This window comes from Cutibacterium porci (genome assembly GCF_009696315.1).
GTDB classification, from domain to species: domain Bacteria; phylum Actinomycetota; class Actinomycetes; order Propionibacteriales; family Propionibacteriaceae; genus Cutibacterium; species Cutibacterium porci.
Genome location: NZ_VUMG01000001.1, coordinates 691786 through 708184, shown reverse-complemented (window position 1 = coordinate 708184; position 16399 = coordinate 691786). Strand labels below are relative to the sequence as shown.

Annotated in this window: 17 protein-coding genes and 2 pseudogenes; 15 read left to right on the top strand and 4 right to left on the bottom strand. The window is 58.0% G+C overall.

Annotated features, from left to right (window positions below):
- The first annotated feature begins 92 nt into the window (after positions 1–92).
- From eda to FYJ43_RS02990, 11 genes are all read left to right on the top strand, one after another.
- Positions 93–740, top strand: a complete 648-nt coding sequence (eda, locus tag FYJ43_RS03040) for a bifunctional 4-hydroxy-2-oxoglutarate aldolase/2-dehydro-3-deoxy-phosphogluconate aldolase (RefSeq protein WP_326833259.1) — start codon at positions 93–95, stop codon at positions 738–740.
- On the top strand, positions 737–1837 hold the full coding sequence (locus tag FYJ43_RS03035; RefSeq protein ID WP_154561794.1) for a sugar kinase: 1101 nt from the start codon (positions 737–739) through the stop codon (positions 1835–1837). Before eda ends, FYJ43_RS03035 begins: the two co-directional genes overlap by 4 nt.
- A 115-nt stretch (positions 1838–1952) precedes the next feature.
- Complete coding sequence (locus tag FYJ43_RS03030) at positions 1953–3428, top strand: glycine hydroxymethyltransferase (RefSeq protein WP_326833258.1); 1476 nt, start codon at positions 1953–1955, stop codon at positions 3426–3428.
- Between the two features lie 339 nt (positions 3429–3767).
- Positions 3768–5216 (top strand): amino acid permease, encoded by a 1449-nt coding sequence (locus FYJ43_RS03025; RefSeq protein ID WP_154561792.1) that lies wholly within the window; start codon positions 3768–3770, stop codon positions 5214–5216.
- Positions 5217–6212, top strand: a complete 996-nt coding sequence (locus FYJ43_RS03020) for an asparaginase (RefSeq protein WP_326833312.1) — start codon at positions 5217–5219, stop codon at positions 6210–6212. It begins immediately after the preceding gene.
- A 199-nt stretch (positions 6213–6411) separates the two neighbouring features.
- A complete protein-coding gene (locus tag FYJ43_RS03015) occupies positions 6412–6705 on the top strand; it encodes a PTS sugar transporter subunit IIB (protein ID WP_154561788.1) in 294 nt (97 codons plus the stop codon).
- A gap of 230 nt (positions 6706–6935) precedes the next feature.
- Positions 6936–7229 (top strand): PTS sugar transporter subunit IIB, encoded by a 294-nt coding sequence (locus tag FYJ43_RS03010; RefSeq protein WP_154562208.1) that lies wholly within the window; start codon positions 6936–6938, stop codon positions 7227–7229.
- Between the two features lie 73 nt (positions 7230–7302).
- Positions 7303–8787: a PTS galactitol transporter subunit IIC gene (locus FYJ43_RS03005; RefSeq protein WP_154561786.1), complete on the top strand. Its 1485-nt coding sequence runs from the start codon at positions 7303–7305 to the stop codon at positions 8785–8787.
- Positions 8788–8805: 18 nt separating this feature from the next.
- Complete coding sequence (locus tag FYJ43_RS03000; protein ID WP_154561784.1) at positions 8806–9207, top strand: hypothetical protein; 402 nt, start codon at positions 8806–8808, stop codon at positions 9205–9207.
- 67 nt (positions 9208–9274) lie between these two features.
- On the top strand, positions 9275–9727 hold the full coding sequence (locus tag FYJ43_RS02995; protein ID WP_154561782.1) for a PTS sugar transporter subunit IIA: 453 nt from the start codon (positions 9275–9277) through the stop codon (positions 9725–9727).
- 143 nt (positions 9728–9870) lie between these two features.
- The gene (locus tag FYJ43_RS02990; RefSeq protein WP_154561780.1) at positions 9871–10620 is read left to right on the top strand and encodes a phosphoglyceromutase; all 750 of its coding nucleotides are present in this window, start codon (positions 9871–9873) and stop codon (positions 10618–10620) included.
- 71 nt (positions 10621–10691) lie between these two features.
- On the opposite strand, the gene FYJ43_RS02985 is transcribed toward FYJ43_RS02990, so the two are convergent.
- Entirely contained in the window at positions 10692–11528 is an 837-nt protein-coding gene (locus FYJ43_RS02985) for a polysaccharide deacetylase family protein (RefSeq protein ID WP_326833311.1), read from the bottom strand.
- Between the two features lie 46 nt (positions 11529–11574).
- Here FYJ43_RS02985 and FYJ43_RS02980 point away from each other — a divergent pair.
- Positions 11575–11760 (top strand): annotated as a pseudogene (locus FYJ43_RS02980) (hypothetical protein).
- Positions 11761–11897: 137 nt separating this feature from the next.
- Here FYJ43_RS02980 and phoU read toward each other — a convergent pair.
- Positions 11898–12566 (bottom strand): phosphate signaling complex protein PhoU, encoded by a 669-nt coding sequence (gene phoU / locus FYJ43_RS02975; protein WP_154561776.1) that lies wholly within the window; start codon positions 12564–12566, stop codon positions 11898–11900.
- A gap of 161 nt (positions 12567–12727) precedes the next feature.
- Between phoU and FYJ43_RS02970 the strand changes: the two genes are divergently transcribed.
- Both FYJ43_RS02970 and FYJ43_RS02965 read left to right on the top strand, forming a co-directional pair.
- Complete coding sequence (locus FYJ43_RS02970) at positions 12728–13909, top strand: sensor histidine kinase (protein WP_154561774.1); 1182 nt, start codon at positions 12728–12730, stop codon at positions 13907–13909.
- A complete protein-coding gene (locus tag FYJ43_RS02965; RefSeq protein WP_154561772.1) occupies positions 13906–14586 on the top strand; it encodes a response regulator transcription factor in 681 nt (226 codons plus the stop codon). Before FYJ43_RS02970 ends, FYJ43_RS02965 begins: the two co-directional genes overlap by 4 nt.
- 37 nt (positions 14587–14623) lie before the next feature.
- Here the strand turns inward: FYJ43_RS02965 and FYJ43_RS02960 are convergent.
- Positions 14624–15179 (bottom strand): annotated as a pseudogene (locus tag FYJ43_RS02960) (hypothetical protein).
- 182 nt (positions 15180–15361) lie between these two features.
- Between FYJ43_RS02960 and FYJ43_RS02955 the strand changes: the two are divergent.
- Positions 15362–15847, top strand: a complete 486-nt coding sequence (locus FYJ43_RS02955; protein ID WP_154561768.1) for a CarD family transcriptional regulator — start codon at positions 15362–15364, stop codon at positions 15845–15847.
- A gap of 125 nt (positions 15848–15972) precedes the next feature.
- Here FYJ43_RS02955 and FYJ43_RS02950 read toward each other — a convergent pair whose 3' ends face one another.
- Complete coding sequence (locus FYJ43_RS02950) at positions 15973–16266, bottom strand: PTS sugar transporter subunit IIB (RefSeq protein WP_326833257.1); 294 nt, start codon at positions 16264–16266, stop codon at positions 15973–15975.
- Between the last annotated feature and the right edge of the window lie 133 nt (positions 16267–16399).

Here is a 16399-nt window from a genome sequence, read left to right as displayed (position 1 = left end):
CACCAACTCCACGGGAAACCGTGGCAAGTCTTCGAACCAGTCAATGCCTCCGACGTAGAGTCCTGACAAACCCCCAAGGTCGGAGATCGAAAGTGAGCAACGAAGCACTCGACAAAGTCCTGGCGAATCTCGTCATTCCCGTAGTCGTCATCCATGACGCCGCCACCGCCCCTGCCGTCGCCGACGGTCTGGCCGCCGGTGGTCTTCCCGTCGCCGAAGTAACGTTCCGTACTGACGCCGCACCAGCCGCGATTGAGTCCATGGCCGGTGACGGTCGGATCAGTGTCGGCGCCGGAACCGTCATCAATGCCCGTCAAGTCGATGAGGCGGTGAGTGCCGGGGCTACCTTCATCGTCTCCCCGGGCCTTTCCCGCGAGGTCGTCGATCGGTGCCGTCACCATGCCATTCCAGTGCTGCCGGGGGTCATCACCCCAACTGACATCATGGCTGGCGTCGATATGGGACTCGACACCTTCAAATTCTTCCCTGCCGGTAACTTTGGCGGCGCCGCTACCATCGCATCATTGGGCGGCCCTTTCCCGAACCTGCGCTTTGTGCCCACCGGGGGCGTCAAGCCGCACAACCTTGCAGACTTTCTCTGCCTCCCCAACATTCCCGCTGTCGGAGGCACCTGGCTCACCCCAGCTGATGCGGTCGCCGCCCGGGACAGCGATGCCATCGCCAACTTAGCCCGCGAAGCCACCCGCAGCGCCCGCCACATCGTCAAGGAGCAGTCATGAGTCTCACCCTTCGTCCTGCAGATCAGTGCCGTTACGACGTGGTCTCCCTCGGTGAGGTGATGCTGCGGCTAGACCCGGGCGAGCGGCGCATCCGTACCGCGAAGTCCTTCAACGTGTGGGAGGGTGGCGGCGAATACAACGTCAGCCGAGGCCTGTCCCGCGTCTTCGGTAAGCGCGCTGCCGTCATTACCGGCCTTGTTGACGACCCAGTTGGCCACCTTGTCGGTGACCTCATCACAGCCGGTGGCGTCGACGATCAGTTCGTCACCTGGGTGCCCTCTGACGGAGTTGGACGCACCGTGCGCACCGGGCTCAATTTCACCGAACGTGGCTTCGGTGTCCGTGGCGCCGTCGGCGTCTCCGACCGTGGTCACACTGCCGCCAGCCAACTGCGCGCCGAGGACATTGATATAGATCGTCTCTTCGGTGAACTGGGGGTGCGATGGCTACACACTGGTGGTATCTACACCGCCTTGTCACAGACAAGTGCCCAGACTGCAAAAGCTGTCATGGCGGCCGCCCACGCTAACGGCACCGTCATCTCCTACGACCTCAACTATCGCCCGAGTTTATGGAAATCGATCGGCGGCCAGGATGAGGCCCGCCGCATCAATCGCGAACTGGCGAGCTTCGTTGACGTCATGATTGGTAACGAGGAGGACTTCACGGCATGTCTGGGATTCGAGGTGGAGGGCAACGACGAGAATCTCTCCCACCTCGACGTCAACTCGTATGCCGCCATGATTGACAAGGTCGTCGCGGAGTTCCCGAATATCTCCGTCGTCGCCACAACCTTGCGTCAGGTGCGTACTGCTAGCCGTAATGACTGGTCAGCAATCGCGTGGTCGAAGGATACCGGCTTAGTTCGGTCGATCGAACGTCCGGACCTAGAGATTCTGGACCGCGTTGGTGGCGGTGATTCCTTTGCTGCTGGTCTGGTGGCTGGGCTCATGGAATCTGGCGATTTGCAGCAGGCCGTCGAGTGGGGAGCCGCCCACGGCGCTCTCGCTATGACAACTCCCGGTGATACCTCGATGGCTACCCGTGACGAGGTGGAATCGCTCGCAGCAGGCGGATCGGCACGCGTGAAACGTTGATCTACTGTATGGAAAGGACGGCGAACTCATCGCCGTCCTTTCCGCCTATAGCCCCACGGGACACCCAGTACGAGTAGATTCGTGCTTATTCATTCCGCCACGACAGGAGCCATTCGTGAGTGAGCCCAGCGCCGTCGATCCCACCGCCCGTGACATTGCCGAGAAGCTTGCCCCGGCCTACCGCACCGTGCTTGACGCAATCGCTCAAGTCGAGCCACGGATCGCGGAGGCCACCCGTGCCGAGCTCACCGATCAGCGTCATTCCTTGAAACTCATTGCCTCCGAAAACTATGCCTCGCTGCCAGTGCTGGCAACCATGGGAACGTGGTTTTCTGACAAATATGCTGAAGGTACTGCTGGCCACCGGTTTTATGCCGGTTGCCAGAACGTTGACACCGTCGAAACGATTGCCGCCGAGCATGCTTGCGCTCTATTCGGCGCTGACCATGCTTACGTACAACCCCACTCAGGTATTGACGCCAACCTGACCGCCTACTGGACGATCCTTGCCCACCACGTCGAGACTCCTGCCTTGTCAGAGTTTGGTGCCCGCACCGTTAACGACCTCACCCAGGCAGACTGGGACACATTGCGTCACCGTTTTAATGACCAGCGCGCCATCGGAATGAGCCTCGATACCGGCGGCCATCTCACCCATGGTTTCCGCCCCAACATCTCCGGAAAGATGTTCGACCAACGCTCATACGGCACCGATCCTCGCACCGGTCTGCTCGATTACGACAACGTGGCCAAACTGGCCCGCGAATTTAAGCCGCTTGTCATTGTCGCCGGATATTCCGCGTACCCACGCCGGGTGAATTTCGCCAAGATGCGCGAGATTGCTGACGAAGTTGGTGCCGTGCTCATGGTCGATATGGCCCATTTCGCTGGTCTGGTAGCTGGCAAAGTATTTACCGGTGACGAGGATCCGGTTCCCCACGCCCAAGTTGTGACGACGACAACCCACAAGTCGCTGCGCGGACCGCGTGGAGGCATGGTACTCACCACCAAGGAGTATGCCGACGACGTCGACCGCGGCTGCCCGATGGTACTCGGCGGACCACTGTCCCATGTCATGGCCGCTAAAGCCGTCGCATTGGCAGAGGCCCGCACCCAGGCTTTCCGCGACTACGCGCAGCGCGTCGCCGACAACTCAAAGGCCCTAGCCGAGGGGCTCATGAAGCGTGGCGTCAAACTTGTCACAGACGGCACAGACAACCACATTAACCTGCTTGACGTCACCACAAGTTTCGGACTGACAGGTCGTCAGGCTGAGGCTGCTCTGCTGGACTCGGGCGTCGTCACCAACCGCAACTCCATTCCAGCTGACCCTAACGGTGCCTGGTATACCTCAGGCATCCGCATCGGCACACCAGCGCTAACCTCTCGCGGATTCGGATCCGACGAGTTTGACCAGGTTGCCGACCTCATCGTCACTACTTTGAAAGCCACCACTCCGGCGACGGCCTCCACCGGCAAACCTGGCAAGGCCAAGTACCACATTGCCGACGGTGTGGCCCAGAAGGTCCATGACGCTGCCGACGAGCTGCTGGGCAACTTCCCGCTCTACCCAGGATTGGATCTTGCCTGACGAGGCCCGGTCCTCGTCTGCGACGCAACCAAACACGCATTGAGCGTCATTTTTGATCGGCGGTCCGTGTGCTGCGCAAAAGCGCATGGACCGCCTTTCGTCACCGCTTTCTTTGATTTATTTGCCCTATGGCTACGTAGCCCTAATTGATTGCGGCTCTGTGATTGTGGCTCTGTAGCGTCTCGAGGGACCACCTTCTGGGCTTTACCACACTGTCCTTGTGCTAATTGAACCGCCCCATACCGTTCTAATCAGGTTGTAACGTGACTCATTTTCGGTGCAGAGTAGCCCTGCTACGGCGCGTGCGAGACCGAGCGATCCAGCCACAAGGAGGTTCCTATGCAGGAAGGCGATCCTGTTACCCCGCAGACCAGCGCAACCGTCGACAAGGGTGATAGCGGCTACGACAAAGCCCTCAAGAACAGGCACCTGCAGATGATCGCCATCGGCGGTTCAATTGGCACCGGGCTATTCCTGGGCACTGGGGGACGCATAGCCCAAGGAGGCCCGGGTCTAGCTATCAGTTACGCCGTCTGCGGCATCTTCGCCTTCCTGATGGTGAGGGCTCTCGGAGAGATGGCCATCCGCCGCCCATCCTCGGGTGCATTCGTGTCCTACGCACGCGAGTTCATGGGCGAGAAAGGCGCCTATGCCACTGGATGGTTCTTCTTCCTGGACTGGTCGGTGACGGTGATGGCCGACATCACCGCAGTGGCACTGTATTTGCACTATTGGACGGCCCTACGCTCCGTTCCACAGTGGGTGCTTGCACTCATCGCCCTCGGCGTTGTGTTTACTCTCAACATGCTGAGCGTGAAGATGTTCGGCGAAGCTGAATTCTGGTTTGCCGCCATCAAAGTGACTGCAATTATCCTGTTCATGATCGCGGCTATTTGGGCCATCGTCATAGGTGCGCGAGTTGGCAATTCCACGGCAGGTTTTCACAATATCTCCCAGCACGGTGGATTCTTCCCGGCTGGATTGGCACCGGTCTTCGCGCTCACTTTGGGAGTGATTTTCGCCTTTGGTGGCACAGAGATGGTCGGCGTCGCAGCAGGAGAAACCAAGGACGCGAGCAAGATTTTGCCCAAGGCCATCAATTCGATGATCCTGCGTATCTTTGTGTTCTACGTTGGTTCGATCATTCTGATGGCGCTGGTGCTGCCGTACACCGCTTACTCAACCAATGAGTCCCCGTTCGTCACCTTCTTCGCCGGGATTGGAATCCCCTATGCCGGCGACATTATCCAGGTCATCGTCTTGACGGCCGCTCTCAGCTCGCTCAATGCCGGTTTGTACTCGACCGGGCGCACGCTGAGGTCGCTGGCGATGGCCGGTGAAGCTCCCAAGATCGCCGCCAAACTCAATCGTCATCACGTACCGTCTGGCGGCATCACTATGACTGCCGCCCTCGGCCTGTTAGGCGTGGCCCTTAACGCATTCCTGCCGGATAATGCCTTTGAGATCGTCATGAATCTCGCTGGTATCGGTATCGCCGGCACCTGGGCGATGGTACTGCTCTCCCATACTCGTTTTGTAAGCGCGGTCAAACGAGGCGAGGAAAGCCGACCGGAATACCGTATGCCCGGAGCTCCAGTAACAAACTACGTCTCGCTGGCCTTCCTGTTGATCGTCGTATTGTCGAACCTCACGTCGGAATCGGGACGCTGGACGCTTGCCTTATTCGCCCTCGTCGCGGTAGCCATGGTTGCCGGATGGTACGCGGTCCGTGGCAAAATCAAACCTGATTTGCTCGACAATGTCGTCCCGAGCGACGAAGGGGTATAAATCATGCGAACCCACATTCTCTACACCGGCGGAACCTTGGGCATGGTATCCACCCCCGACGGCTTAGCTCCGGGCGCTGATCTGACGGGCTGGCTCAACCAATTGTTATCCGGCACCGAACTCGCCGGAACCTTCGATATTCTGAGTTTCGAACATCTCATTGATTCAGCCAACGCGACTCCCGATGACTGGCGTCGAATTGTCGACGACTTGTGGCAATACCGTGACGACGCAGATTCTTTCATCGTCCTCCACGGGACCGACACTTTGGCCTATACATCGGCAGCGCTGTCCTACGCTCTCACCGGGTTCGGCAAACCAGTCGTCGTCACCGGGGCCCAGTACTCTCTGGGGGTCGTTGGGACAGATGCCGCACCGAACGTCACGGGAGCGCTACGAGCCGCCACAAGCGGTCGCGTCAATGGAGTCGCGGTGTTTTTCGGTCACAAACTGCTGCGTGGCAATCGCGTCACGAAAGTCTCCTCGTGGGCATTTAACGGGTTCGATTCCCCCGCTGTCCCAGTACTGGCGCGGACCGGTGCGCCGTGGCAATGGGTCGACAATGAGTCGACGGGCTGCGGCTGGCTCGACCCCGCACCTTATCAGCGCCACGACGTTCTCGTCGTTGATGTATCCCCTGGCATTAGCGCTCGTCGCCTCCGCGCTGCCTTCGACCCTCTACCAGAAGCCGTGATATTGCGCTCGTTCGGCGTCGGAAACATCCCCAGCGATGAGCCCGGCCTCGTCGACGCCATCCTCGACGTCATCTCCGCTGGCACCCCCGTCGTCGTCGCCTCCCAATGCATGCACGCCGACGTCCAACTGGGTAAATATCAGTCAAGTCATGCCCTCACCGAGGGCGGGGCCATCAGCGCCCACGACATGACCCTCGAAGCTCTCTACGCCAAGCTGATCTTTCTCCTGTCTCAAGGCATACGCGGCGAACAACTTGGGCGATGGATCGAAACTGACATCGCCGGTGAGATCAATGTGTAAGTGTCGTACTTTTCTCACGATGATCCCAGCTTGATGCACGTTCGTCGCGAAGAGGTGTGAGATTTACCGCTCACCCTGGCTAACAGCCCGTACGTGAACGATCATGGATGCAGTGCACATGGGGCATCGGTGCCCCTCCGTCACCACACCCCGAAATGACCGACGTGGTGGGTTCGGCATCATGTGAGGAGAGGCATTCATGGTCAACAAGAAGGTTTTGGTTTGCTGCGGCACTGGCATTGCCACCTCCGTCCAAGTGGCCAACAAATTGCAGCGGATGCTACGCGATCGGGGCATCGCCGCGACGATGAAGGAATGCAAAACAGCCAACGTCCCTGCCCAAATGAAAACCTTCCAGCCTGACGCCATCGTCGTCACCACCGCCATTACCCCTCCAAACGAGGCGATCAAGGTGTACCGAGGGACGCCGCTGCTCACTGGTGTTGGAGCTGAGGAGCTCGCCGATCGGATCGCCAGCGATCTCCAGGCCTGACCGCGACCCGTGTAGCACAGACAGGACGGCAACACGTCTCATCGCCGGCCACGCGATCATAAATGCACATAAGTGCATGCGACTCCCATGCTTGACTCCTGTCCCTACCCGTCGGGCAGGATCTTCTTGTCAGATGCCAGGTAGCTAGGACAGCGATGCCCGACTGCCCATCCCCTCATCGCGGCAGGTGGAGCGAGTTTCGCTCCCCTTTTCATCAAGGGAGTCACATGATGATCAACAAAAAGGTTCTGGTTTGCTGCGGCACCGGTATCGCAACGTCAGTTCAGGTTGCGAACAAGCTCAACAAGATGCTCAGGGAGCGTGGCATCAATGCGTCCACGAAGGAATGCAAAGCCATGGAAGTACCCGCTATCGCCGCGTCTTTCCACCCTGATGCCATCGTTTCGACGACGATGGTGAGATCCCCTGCTGACGGCATCAAAGTGTTCAAAGGAGTTGCTTTCCTCACCGGAGTCGGTGCCGATAAACTCGCGGACGAGATTGCCAACTACCTCAAGGATTAATCGGCAGCGTATGGATGAAATTTTTACTCTCCAGCACATCCGAGGACTCGCCTGGTAAAAAGGAATCCGAACCATGGATCACGTCACAACGGTTATTCAATATTTTCTGAACCTAGGGGCAAGCGTCGTCCTTCCTATTATCATTTTCTTGCTGAGCCTGTTCTTCCGAATGAAGATTGGCAAGGCCATCCGAGCCGCGCTCACCATTGGTATCGGATTCATCGGAATTAACCTAGTCATTGGCCTCCTGACGGAGAGTCTCGGCCCTGCAGCCGAGGCAATGGTGCGCAATACCGGACTTGACCTTCCCATCATCGACGCAGGCTGGCCGGTAGCGGCAGCAATCTCTTTTGGAACGGCGAAAATCGTCCCCTGGATCTTCATTCTTGGCATTGCCATTAACCTAGTCATGATCGCGTTGAAGTGGACTACAACTCTCAACGTCGACATGTGGAACTTTTGGCATTTCATTTTCTCCGCAGCCTTTGTTTATATGGTTACGCAGAATTTCTGGCTCGGACTCGCTGCTGGTATTATTACCCTTATCGTGGTTCTCAAGCTTGCTGATATCGTCGCCCCAATCATCCAGGACTACTACAAAATTCCTGGCGTCACGACAGCTCACACTGACACTGTGTCCTGGGCGCCAGTGGGATGGACTATCAACAAGATCCTTGATCATGTTCCTGGCTTCAAGAATAACAAGATGACGCCGGAGCACATCCAGGAGAAATACGGGTCCTGGGCCGAACCCATGGTCATGGGGACCATACTCGGCCTCATTATCGGTGCCCTCGCTTACTACCCGCAGTTCAATGGCTCATGGGGAACCGCCATTAAGAGCATCCTCATGGTCTCAATCTCAATGGGAGCCGTTATGCTCCTCCTGCCCAGGATGGTCGGCCTTCTCATGGAAGGCCTAATTCCGTTATCTGACTCAGCCCAAGAATGGATCAAGGCACGCTATCCTGACCGGGAACTCAACATTGGCTTGGACGCTGCGATCCTTGTCGGCTACCCGGCAAACATGTCTGTCGCCATCATCCTTGTTCCTATCACACTTCTCCTTGGCATTCTCATGAGCTATCTGCACCTCAACCAGATGCTCCCGTTCACCGACCTCGCTGATACCCCATTCTTCGCGGTGTGGGCTACCACATGGTGTAGAGGCAATATCGCCCGTGGGACGGTTATTGGTTCGTTCTTCGTCGCCTGCATGCTAACAATCGGGACCTTCATGGCCCCAGCTACGACTGAGCTTGCACGTCAGGCAAATTTCACGATTCCTAATGGCGCAAGCCAAATCTCTGCCATTGATTCCGGTGCTCACTTAATTGCGTATTTCATAGCCTTCTTCTTTGTATTCGGACAAGCCAAGACATATGGCACCGCATTCATTGTGTTCAGCATCTTTCTTCTTGCTTTCGCTGCAGTGTGTTACGTCGCCTTCTTTGTCTACATTGCTAAGGGCAACACTCCCGGAATCACCGACCGCGAGATGTACATGAGCGATGAGGAACTCGCAGCTGAAAAAGAAGCAGCAGAAGCTGGATGGTGATTTCACGTGGTTGAGTCCATGCTCGACGTAGTTCTTGGTCACTGGTGGCGCGCAGCCATCGGCGGATTCCAAGACCATTTCCTCTGGCTTATCGTGCCATTACTTGCGTGGATGGCCGTCATGATCATCGGCAACCGCGTCGTCAAGGACGCGGAGAAAGCGATGAGATCTGAGCTCACAAGATGGTCGAAAGCTCGTCGGGCAGGGCCCAACCTCTTAGCTGATCACCTCACCCCCATAATCCGGCAAGAGGCTGCCCGACATCGCTGGATGCCTGCCGCCAACGGTCTGTGGTTAAAGCGTTGCGATGCCGACTCCCTCGTCGCCTACATGACGCGGATGCCGCATTATTTCATCCATTTCCGGGACGACGCCCTAGGAATCCGGACTCGGGCGCGCAAAGGCATCCGCGTCCGCTAAACCTCAATCACAGACGGCTACAAAGATTGCCGGTACGAAAATTGCCACCCAGAACAGGAACTCGACAATGACGACACCTCGTCTCATCGTGGCCGACGTGACGGCCACCAGCCAACAAGACCTTTACGCCCAGGTCAATAATCGTCTCACTACAGACAACATGGTAAGGCCGACATTCCTTGCCGCGGTGAGTGCCCGGGAGAAGGAGTTCCCGACCGGGCTTGACTTCGGCTATGTATCTATCGCTATTCCGCACATTGATCCCGAACACGTGATTTCCCCCGGTATCTTGGTGTGCCGAAATAGCACCGCAACCACATTTCACGCTATGGACGATCCGGAACGTGAACTCGACGTTCAACTCAGTATTTGGCCCCTAGTTACTGATCCCAAAAATCAAGTCGACATGCTCGGGGCCGTCATCGAGCTCGTTCAAGACAAGTCGTCTTACCACATTCTGTTGCACGGCAACCAGAAGGAGGTCGCGGACAAGCTCTCGGGCGTCCTCGCAACGGTATAAGCCTCATGCGTACATCCCCCCTTACTCGCCCCAGAGCAGTGTGACGATGCCATCACCGAAACTACGGAATCGCGCTGCCGAGAGGCAACGTCAACCGGGTAGGGGGCGCGAACGCGGTTTCCGAGGACCACTATGGTGGAACCATGACTGCAAAGCTCATCCTGCTCCGCCATGGCGAGAGCGAGTGGAACTCCAAGAACCTTTTCACCGGCTGGGTGGACGTCGACCTCAACGAGAAGGGCGAGGGCGAGGCTCGTCACGCCGCAGACCTCCTCAAGCGGGAGAATCTCCTGCCCGACGTCGTCCACACCTCGCTACTGCGTCGTGCCATCCACACCGCTTACCTGGCTCTTGACGGCTGTGATCGTCACTGGATCCCGGTGCATCGCTCCTGGCGCCTCAATGAGCGTCACTACGGCGCGCTACAGGGCCTGAATAAGGCTGAAACCAAGGAGAAGTACGGCAATGACCAGTTCATGGCCTGGCGCCGCTCCTACGATGTTCGTCCCCCGGACCTCGACCACGACGGCGAGTTCAGCCAATTCAACGATCCCCGCTACGCCGATATTCCGGAGTCTGAGCGCCCTGTTGCCGAGTGCCTCAAAGACGTTGTGGCCCGCATGGTGCCGTACTTCACCTCTGATATCGCGGCCGATCTCAAGGACGGCAAGACGGTGCTCGTGGCTGCCCATGGTAATTCTCTGCGCGCCCTCGTCAAGCACCTCGACGAGATCAGTGACGCAGACATTGCCGGTCTCAACATCCCGACCGGTATCCCGCTGCTCTACGAGCTTGACGATGACCTCAAGCCAGTAACTAGGGGGGGCCGCTACCTAGATCCTGAGGCTGCTGCCGCTGGCGCTAAGGCGGTTGCCAACCAGGGAAATAAGTGAATCCTGACAGTCGGTCGCATAAATACAGTGGTGCCCCCCAGAGTTTTCTGGGGGGCACCACTGTATTGCGCTCAGGAGATGACGCCGAACTCGTAGCCCTGGCTCTTGAGCCACGAGAGGATGGACGGCATGGCTTCGGCCGTCATCTGTTTGCCAAAGGTGTCGTGGTTGAGAATCACGACGACGTTCGGATTATCGGACTCCTTGATGCTCTTCTTGACCATCTCAAGATAGCCGGGAACAGTCGTGGGACGCTGCACATCTGCGTCACCGCTCATCGCGTTCCAATCGATCCAGCTAACCCCACGCTTAGCCAAGGCGGCGTCGGACTGGGACAAATTACTCCACGACATGTGGCCGCCCGGATGACGGAAAGCTGAGGAAAAGTAGTCCGATCCGAGGACGGCACGATTCTGAGCGATTGCCCAGTCCCAGTCGCATGAGATGTGCTTGGCCTTGTCCGCAGCGCTGCCGTGATACAGGTACTTGTAATCGTGAGAATACGAGTGGATAGCCAGCGCATTCCCCATCTTGAGCGAACGGGTGAGCATGTTCTTATTTACATCCCGGATTTGCGGGGCGATCATGAAGAAAGTGGCGCGCGCACCAGCCTTCTCTAGATTATCCAGCTGCTCACCAGTGAACTTGGTAGTTGGGCCATCGTCGAAGGTGACGAAGACGATCTTCTTGTTCTTAGGCTGGGTGGAGGGCTTCTGCAACCACTGATTCACCACCGAAGCCGGATAGGCGTATTTGTCGGCAGCAGTGCCATGGTTCGTTCCTGGCTCCAGACCGTCAATATCCTTGACGACAGTCCCTGGTGCTTGAAAAGGAGAATAATTCGACGGCGGCTCAGGGCAATTGGGCTTCGTAACAGCCGCACCCACACCGTATGTACCGGAAGGCACAGCGCCACTCGGCATCCCGGCGGGAATACTGGCACCACTCGAGACGGTGGGCTTCGCGACGGAGCTCTTCGACGGCTGCAAAGACGACTGAGCCGCACTAGCACTTGATTTCGACGGGGAGCTAGCAGACTCCGGATCACTGTTCGCGCATCCGGCGATGGCCATCGAAACGGTAGTGACGAGAACGACGGCACCAGCCATCGTTTTCCTGGAGAAGGCAAAAGCCATGTGACAAGACCTCACTGATCAGCCGCGTACTACGGAAAACTGGGTAATCTGATTGTACCTACTCAGTACAAGGTATCCCAATTGCGACACAGCGAATCGCTCACGACGGCAGGCGAGCCCCCCCGCAGGGAGCCCAGACGATTAGTACGCGCTCGGCCAGTCTTCGCCTGCCGGCCCCTCACCGGTGACGATGTAGATGACACGGGAGCCGACAGCCACGGCGTGATCTGCGATGCGCTCGTAGTAGCGACCAAGCAGCGCAGTATCGACGGCACTCTCTACTCCATACGCCCAGTCGTCGCCCAGCAGCAGACGGAACTGTTCGCGTCGCAGATCATCCATCTTGGAATCCTCAGAGGCCAGAGATTCAGCCGCCTCAGCATCGCGATCAGCAAGAGTCTTTTCGGCCTTGCTGATCATGGAATCAGCGATCTTCGACATCTCGACGAACTGGTCGGCAACCTGGGGAGGCACTGCAACCTCAGGGAAGCGAAGACGCGCGATTTTAGCGACGTGAGCGGCAAGATCACCCATGCGAGCGAGTTCGTAGCACATCCGCAGCACTGCGACAACAGTGCGCAACTCGCCAGCGACCGGGGCCTGGCGGGCTAGCAGGTCGAAGCAGCGACGCTCGATCTCCTCATTCAGAGCGTCAACCTTGGAATCGTCAGAAATGACGCGCTCAGCGGTGGTCAGGTCCGCGCCGATGAGAGCCGCCGTGGCATCTTTGACAGCGACCCGAACTAGTTCGGCCATCGTCAGAATTCTGCCGCTGGTGGCATTGAGCTCGTCGTGGTAGCTCTCGCGCATGCCGGTGTCCTTCCGTAGTGGGATCCACGCCAAGCCTATCGACCTCTCCGACTGGCACATTTCTCCAGTGTGGCGCCACTATGAACCTTAGGTGAACGGCCGGTAACCTCGTCAGCGCTTTGTGACGCGCGGGTAACGGGCAAGACGACGATCCCCCTATTATGCGGACCGTGGGCATGATTCTGTCAGCGATTATTGGTGCCGTTGTCGGCGCCGGATTGACGGTACTTATCATTCGCGCGGTGGAGTCATCTCGTCACCCGGTGGACACTCTCGCCACCGACATCGAAGCGATCGAGGTTGATCCGACCCTCGCCCGGGCTCTCGACCTAGCCACTGAGGCCGCCGTTATCGTCGGGCCTCACGACGAGGTCCTCCACACCACCGTGGGTGCGCGATCAATGGAACTCGTCCGAGGCTCACGTATCGCTGACGAGGCGTTGCTCAACCTAGTGCGTACTGCCCGACGTGAGGGGCGCGACATCGTCGATACTATGGACATGAAACGGGCGTCCACCGGAGCCAATCTCATTCTTACCGTGCGAGTCGGTCCCCTTGACGACCACGGCAACGCGATTATCTCTGCCACCGATAGCTCGCGACACGTCAGGCTGGCTGAAACGCGCCGAGACTTCGTCGCCAATGTGTCTCACGAACTGAAAACCCCCATTGGTGCTGTCTCCATCCTCGCTGAAGCCATCGAAGGTGCCGCTGATGATCCGGATGCCGTCCGCCATTTCTCACAGCGCCTCACAGCAGAATCTTCACGACTATCTGCTCTCGTCACCCAGATCATCGATTTGTCCCGGCTCCAAGCCGACGAGCCGCTACTGCGAGCCGAGCCAGTGGCCGTCAAAGACGTCATTGATGAAGCTGTCTCGCGCCACCGCGAGCAGGCCGCCAACCGAGACGTGTCCTTGGTGGTGCGCTGTGATGACGATCTGTGGGTTCTGGGGGATCAAGGCCAGCTCACCGAGGCCGTTGCCAACCTTATTCATAACGCTATCGTCTATTCAGAGCCAAAAGCCCGGGTCGCAGTCTCGGCCCAACGAGTCCGCGACGTCGACACCGACGTCATTGCAATAGCCGTCGCCGATAACGGAATCGGTATTAGTGAAGCCGACCAAGAACGAATTTTTGAACGGTTCTACCGAGTGGACTACTCCCGCTCTCGAGACAACGGTGGAACCGGCCTGGGATTGTCGCTTGTCAAACACACCTGCCAGGCACATGGGGGATCCGTCGACGTGTGGAGCAAGTTGGGCCAGGGGTCCACGTTCACACTGCGACTTCCAACCCTTGACGCCAACCACCACAACGAATCCGATCAGGAGAAATCATGACCCGCGTACTCATCATCGAGGACGAAGAGTCCTACCGCGAGGCCACCTCCTTCATGCTGCGCAAGGAGGGATTTGAAGTCGACACCGCCGCCAATGGCACTGAAGGTCTTGAAAGCTTCTCGCGCAACGGCGCCGACATCGTACTGCTCGACCTCATGATGCCCGGCATCCCAGGGACCGAAGTCTGCCGCCAGCTGCGTCAGCGCGGCAACGTCGGGATCATCATGGTGACAGCCAGGGATTCAGAGATTGACAAAGTCGTCGGTCTGGAACTGGGAGCCGACGACTACGTCACCAAACCCTTCAGCCACCGAGAACTCGTCGCGCGAATCCGCGCCGTTACTCGTCGAGGCGGCCCCGAGATCGAGCTCTCCCCCGACGTACTTGAGGAGAGCGGAGTCCGTATGGACGTCGAGCGTCACGAAGTCAGCGTCGACGGGACGGCCGTACAACTGGCCCTCAAGGAATTCGACCTACTCGAGGTGCTGCTGCGCAATGCGGGACGCGTCATGACCCGAGCGGCCCTGATCGACCGGGTCTGGGGGGTCGACTATGTCGGTGATACCAAGACCCTCGACGTCCATATTAAGAGGCTGCGCGCGAAGATCGAGCAGGACCCATCGCATCCGGTGCGGATCACGACCGTGCGAGGGCTGGGCTACAAGTTTCAAGCCTGACCCACTGGCGCGTCTTCTCCCTCAGGACTGAGCCGACTCAGGATTGAGCCGACGCAGAGGGCGCGTGTTTTTCGAAGTCCGGATGGGTGGACGGCACGACCGGGGCATTCAGAATAATCGGTGCTGAGTGAGCGAACGTGATCGTCACCTTAGCCAACAGGCCATCCGACAGCCCTTCGACGGGTGCCTGAAGATTCGACTGCGTGAGGTCGACCGATGTCTGAGCCGGAAGCTTGACGTCCACCGTCTTGACGGCGAAAGACTGCCCGGAAAGGGAATTGTCCGGTTTGAGCGGCTGCCCCGTAATCCCCACAACTGTGTCGTCGGAGCGAGAAACAACTGCAGCGGAAACACGGGCGAGCCCGTCACCGTTGATGAGGACGAGATTCTGCACCTTGACGGTGTCCGAGGAGCCACTTACCCCAGCTGCCGGAGTGTAACTAGTCAAGACCTTAGGGTCGGAACCACAGGCGGCCAAAGCGAAAACCCCGATGGCAGCAAAGACGGCAGTCATCCGGCGACGGTCGATCATCGTGGAATCTCCTTTTCGGGGGTGCGTAGTCGCCGCTGAGTTTAGCCGAATCGGTGGTCATGGGGGTGTCATCCGGCGGACCGAGACAGCTCACCTGTCGTACCCGGGAGCCCCGATGGATGGGCGATCAGTCAGCGAGAGAAGAAAGAACCTTCTAACACTGCCGAAGCCGTCCGAATGAGTTTTTTATTGACCTCAATGACTTATATGTGATAAAATTAACTGCCGAAAGGGGCCACACAAATGACTTTCAATGTTGGTGAAACCGTTGTCTACCCGAATCATGGCGCTGCCGTAATTGAAGACATCGAGACTCGCACTATTAAGGGCGAGGAAAAGCTCTACCTCGTTCTGAGAATCCTCGGACAGAACGATTTGGTTGTGCGAGTGCCAGCCAGCAATCTTGATCTTGTCGGCGTCCGTGACGTTGTTGACGACGAGGGCCTAGAAAAAGTTTTCGAGGTCCTTCGGAAGACCAACGTTGAGGAACCTTCTAACTGGTCTCGTCGTTACAAGGCCAACCTTGAGAAACTCCATTCTGGCAATGTCCTTAAGGTCGCCGAGGTCGTCCGCGACTTGTGGCGCCGCGAGCGCGACCGTGGCCTATCAGCCGGCGAGAAGCGAATGCTCTCAAAAGCTCGTCAGATCCTCGTGTCCGAGCTTGCCCTTGCCAAAAAGGTCGAGGATGACCGGGCTGAGGAGATGCTCGACGAGGTTCTCGCCTCCTGATTCATACGTATTGCTAATTTCTGCGTATTCCTGATTTATACGTACTGCTGATTCATACGTACTGAGAAAACGGGAGTTCACCTGAGTGAACTCCCGTTTTTATGCTTTCAAGGACGAGGGAATCGTCACGATTTCAGTGCGTCGGCAATCTCGTCTGCCAACTGTCCCTCATCAACGCCGGTGAGGAATGCGACGCCGCGGAACATCTTCACATTCTTGTTGGGCTGCTTCACAGCCGTTGTGGAGACGATCGCGTCAGGGTGATATTCCTCAACGACGCGCGGAACCTCCGCGACACGGCAGTGCTCCATGCGAGCGTTGACCCCACGCTCACGCAACAACCGCCGCAACTTGTTGGCGACCTGCACTGACGTCGCGATGCCAGTGCCGCAGCAGACGAGAATCTTCTTGTCGATCACGGTGACCACCCCTCTCCGGGAAACTTCGTCGCCCCTTGGATGTGGTCTACCAAGGGATTCCTCCACGATGGTAAACGCACCCCTGTTCCGGCTTCGACGGGGGGTGGGCCTGAACAGTTGGCGCACGACGCCG

Bases quoted from the DNA above. Each gene is read 5' to 3' on its own strand.
- FYJ43_RS02965 (WP_154561772.1), top strand. From the start codon at position 13,906: ATGACCCGCGTACTCATCATCGAGGACGAAGAGTCCTACCGCGAGGCC.
- FYJ43_RS02995 (WP_154561782.1), top strand. From the start codon at position 9,275: ATGACGACACCTCGTCTCATCGTGGCCGACGTGACGGCCACCAGCCAA.
- FYJ43_RS02990 (WP_154561780.1), top strand. From the start codon at position 9,871: ATGACTGCAAAGCTCATCCTGCTCCGCCATGGCGAGAGCGAGTGGAAC.
- FYJ43_RS03015 (WP_154561788.1), top strand. From the start codon at position 6,412: ATGGTCAACAAGAAGGTTTTGGTTTGCTGCGGCACTGGCATTGCCACC.
- FYJ43_RS03035 (WP_154561794.1), top strand. From the start codon at position 737: ATGAGTCTCACCCTTCGTCCTGCAGATCAGTGCCGTTACGACGTGGTC.
- FYJ43_RS03025 (WP_154561792.1), top strand. From the start codon at position 3,768: ATGCAGGAAGGCGATCCTGTTACCCCGCAGACCAGCGCAACCGTCGAC.
- FYJ43_RS02955 (WP_154561768.1), top strand. From the start codon at position 15,362: ATGACTTTCAATGTTGGTGAAACCGTTGTCTACCCGAATCATGGCGCT.
- FYJ43_RS03005 (WP_154561786.1), top strand. From the start codon at position 7,303: ATGGATCACGTCACAACGGTTATTCAATATTTTCTGAACCTAGGGGCA.
- FYJ43_RS03000 (WP_154561784.1), top strand. From the start codon at position 8,806: ATGCTCGACGTAGTTCTTGGTCACTGGTGGCGCGCAGCCATCGGCGGA.
- phoU (WP_154561776.1), bottom strand. From the start codon at position 12,566: ATGCGCGAGAGCTACCACGACGAGCTCAATGCCACCAGCGGCAGAATT.
- FYJ43_RS03010 (WP_154562208.1), top strand. From the start codon at position 6,936: ATGATCAACAAAAAGGTTCTGGTTTGCTGCGGCACCGGTATCGCAACG.
- FYJ43_RS02970 (WP_154561774.1), top strand. From the start codon at position 12,728: ATGCGGACCGTGGGCATGATTCTGTCAGCGATTATTGGTGCCGTTGTC.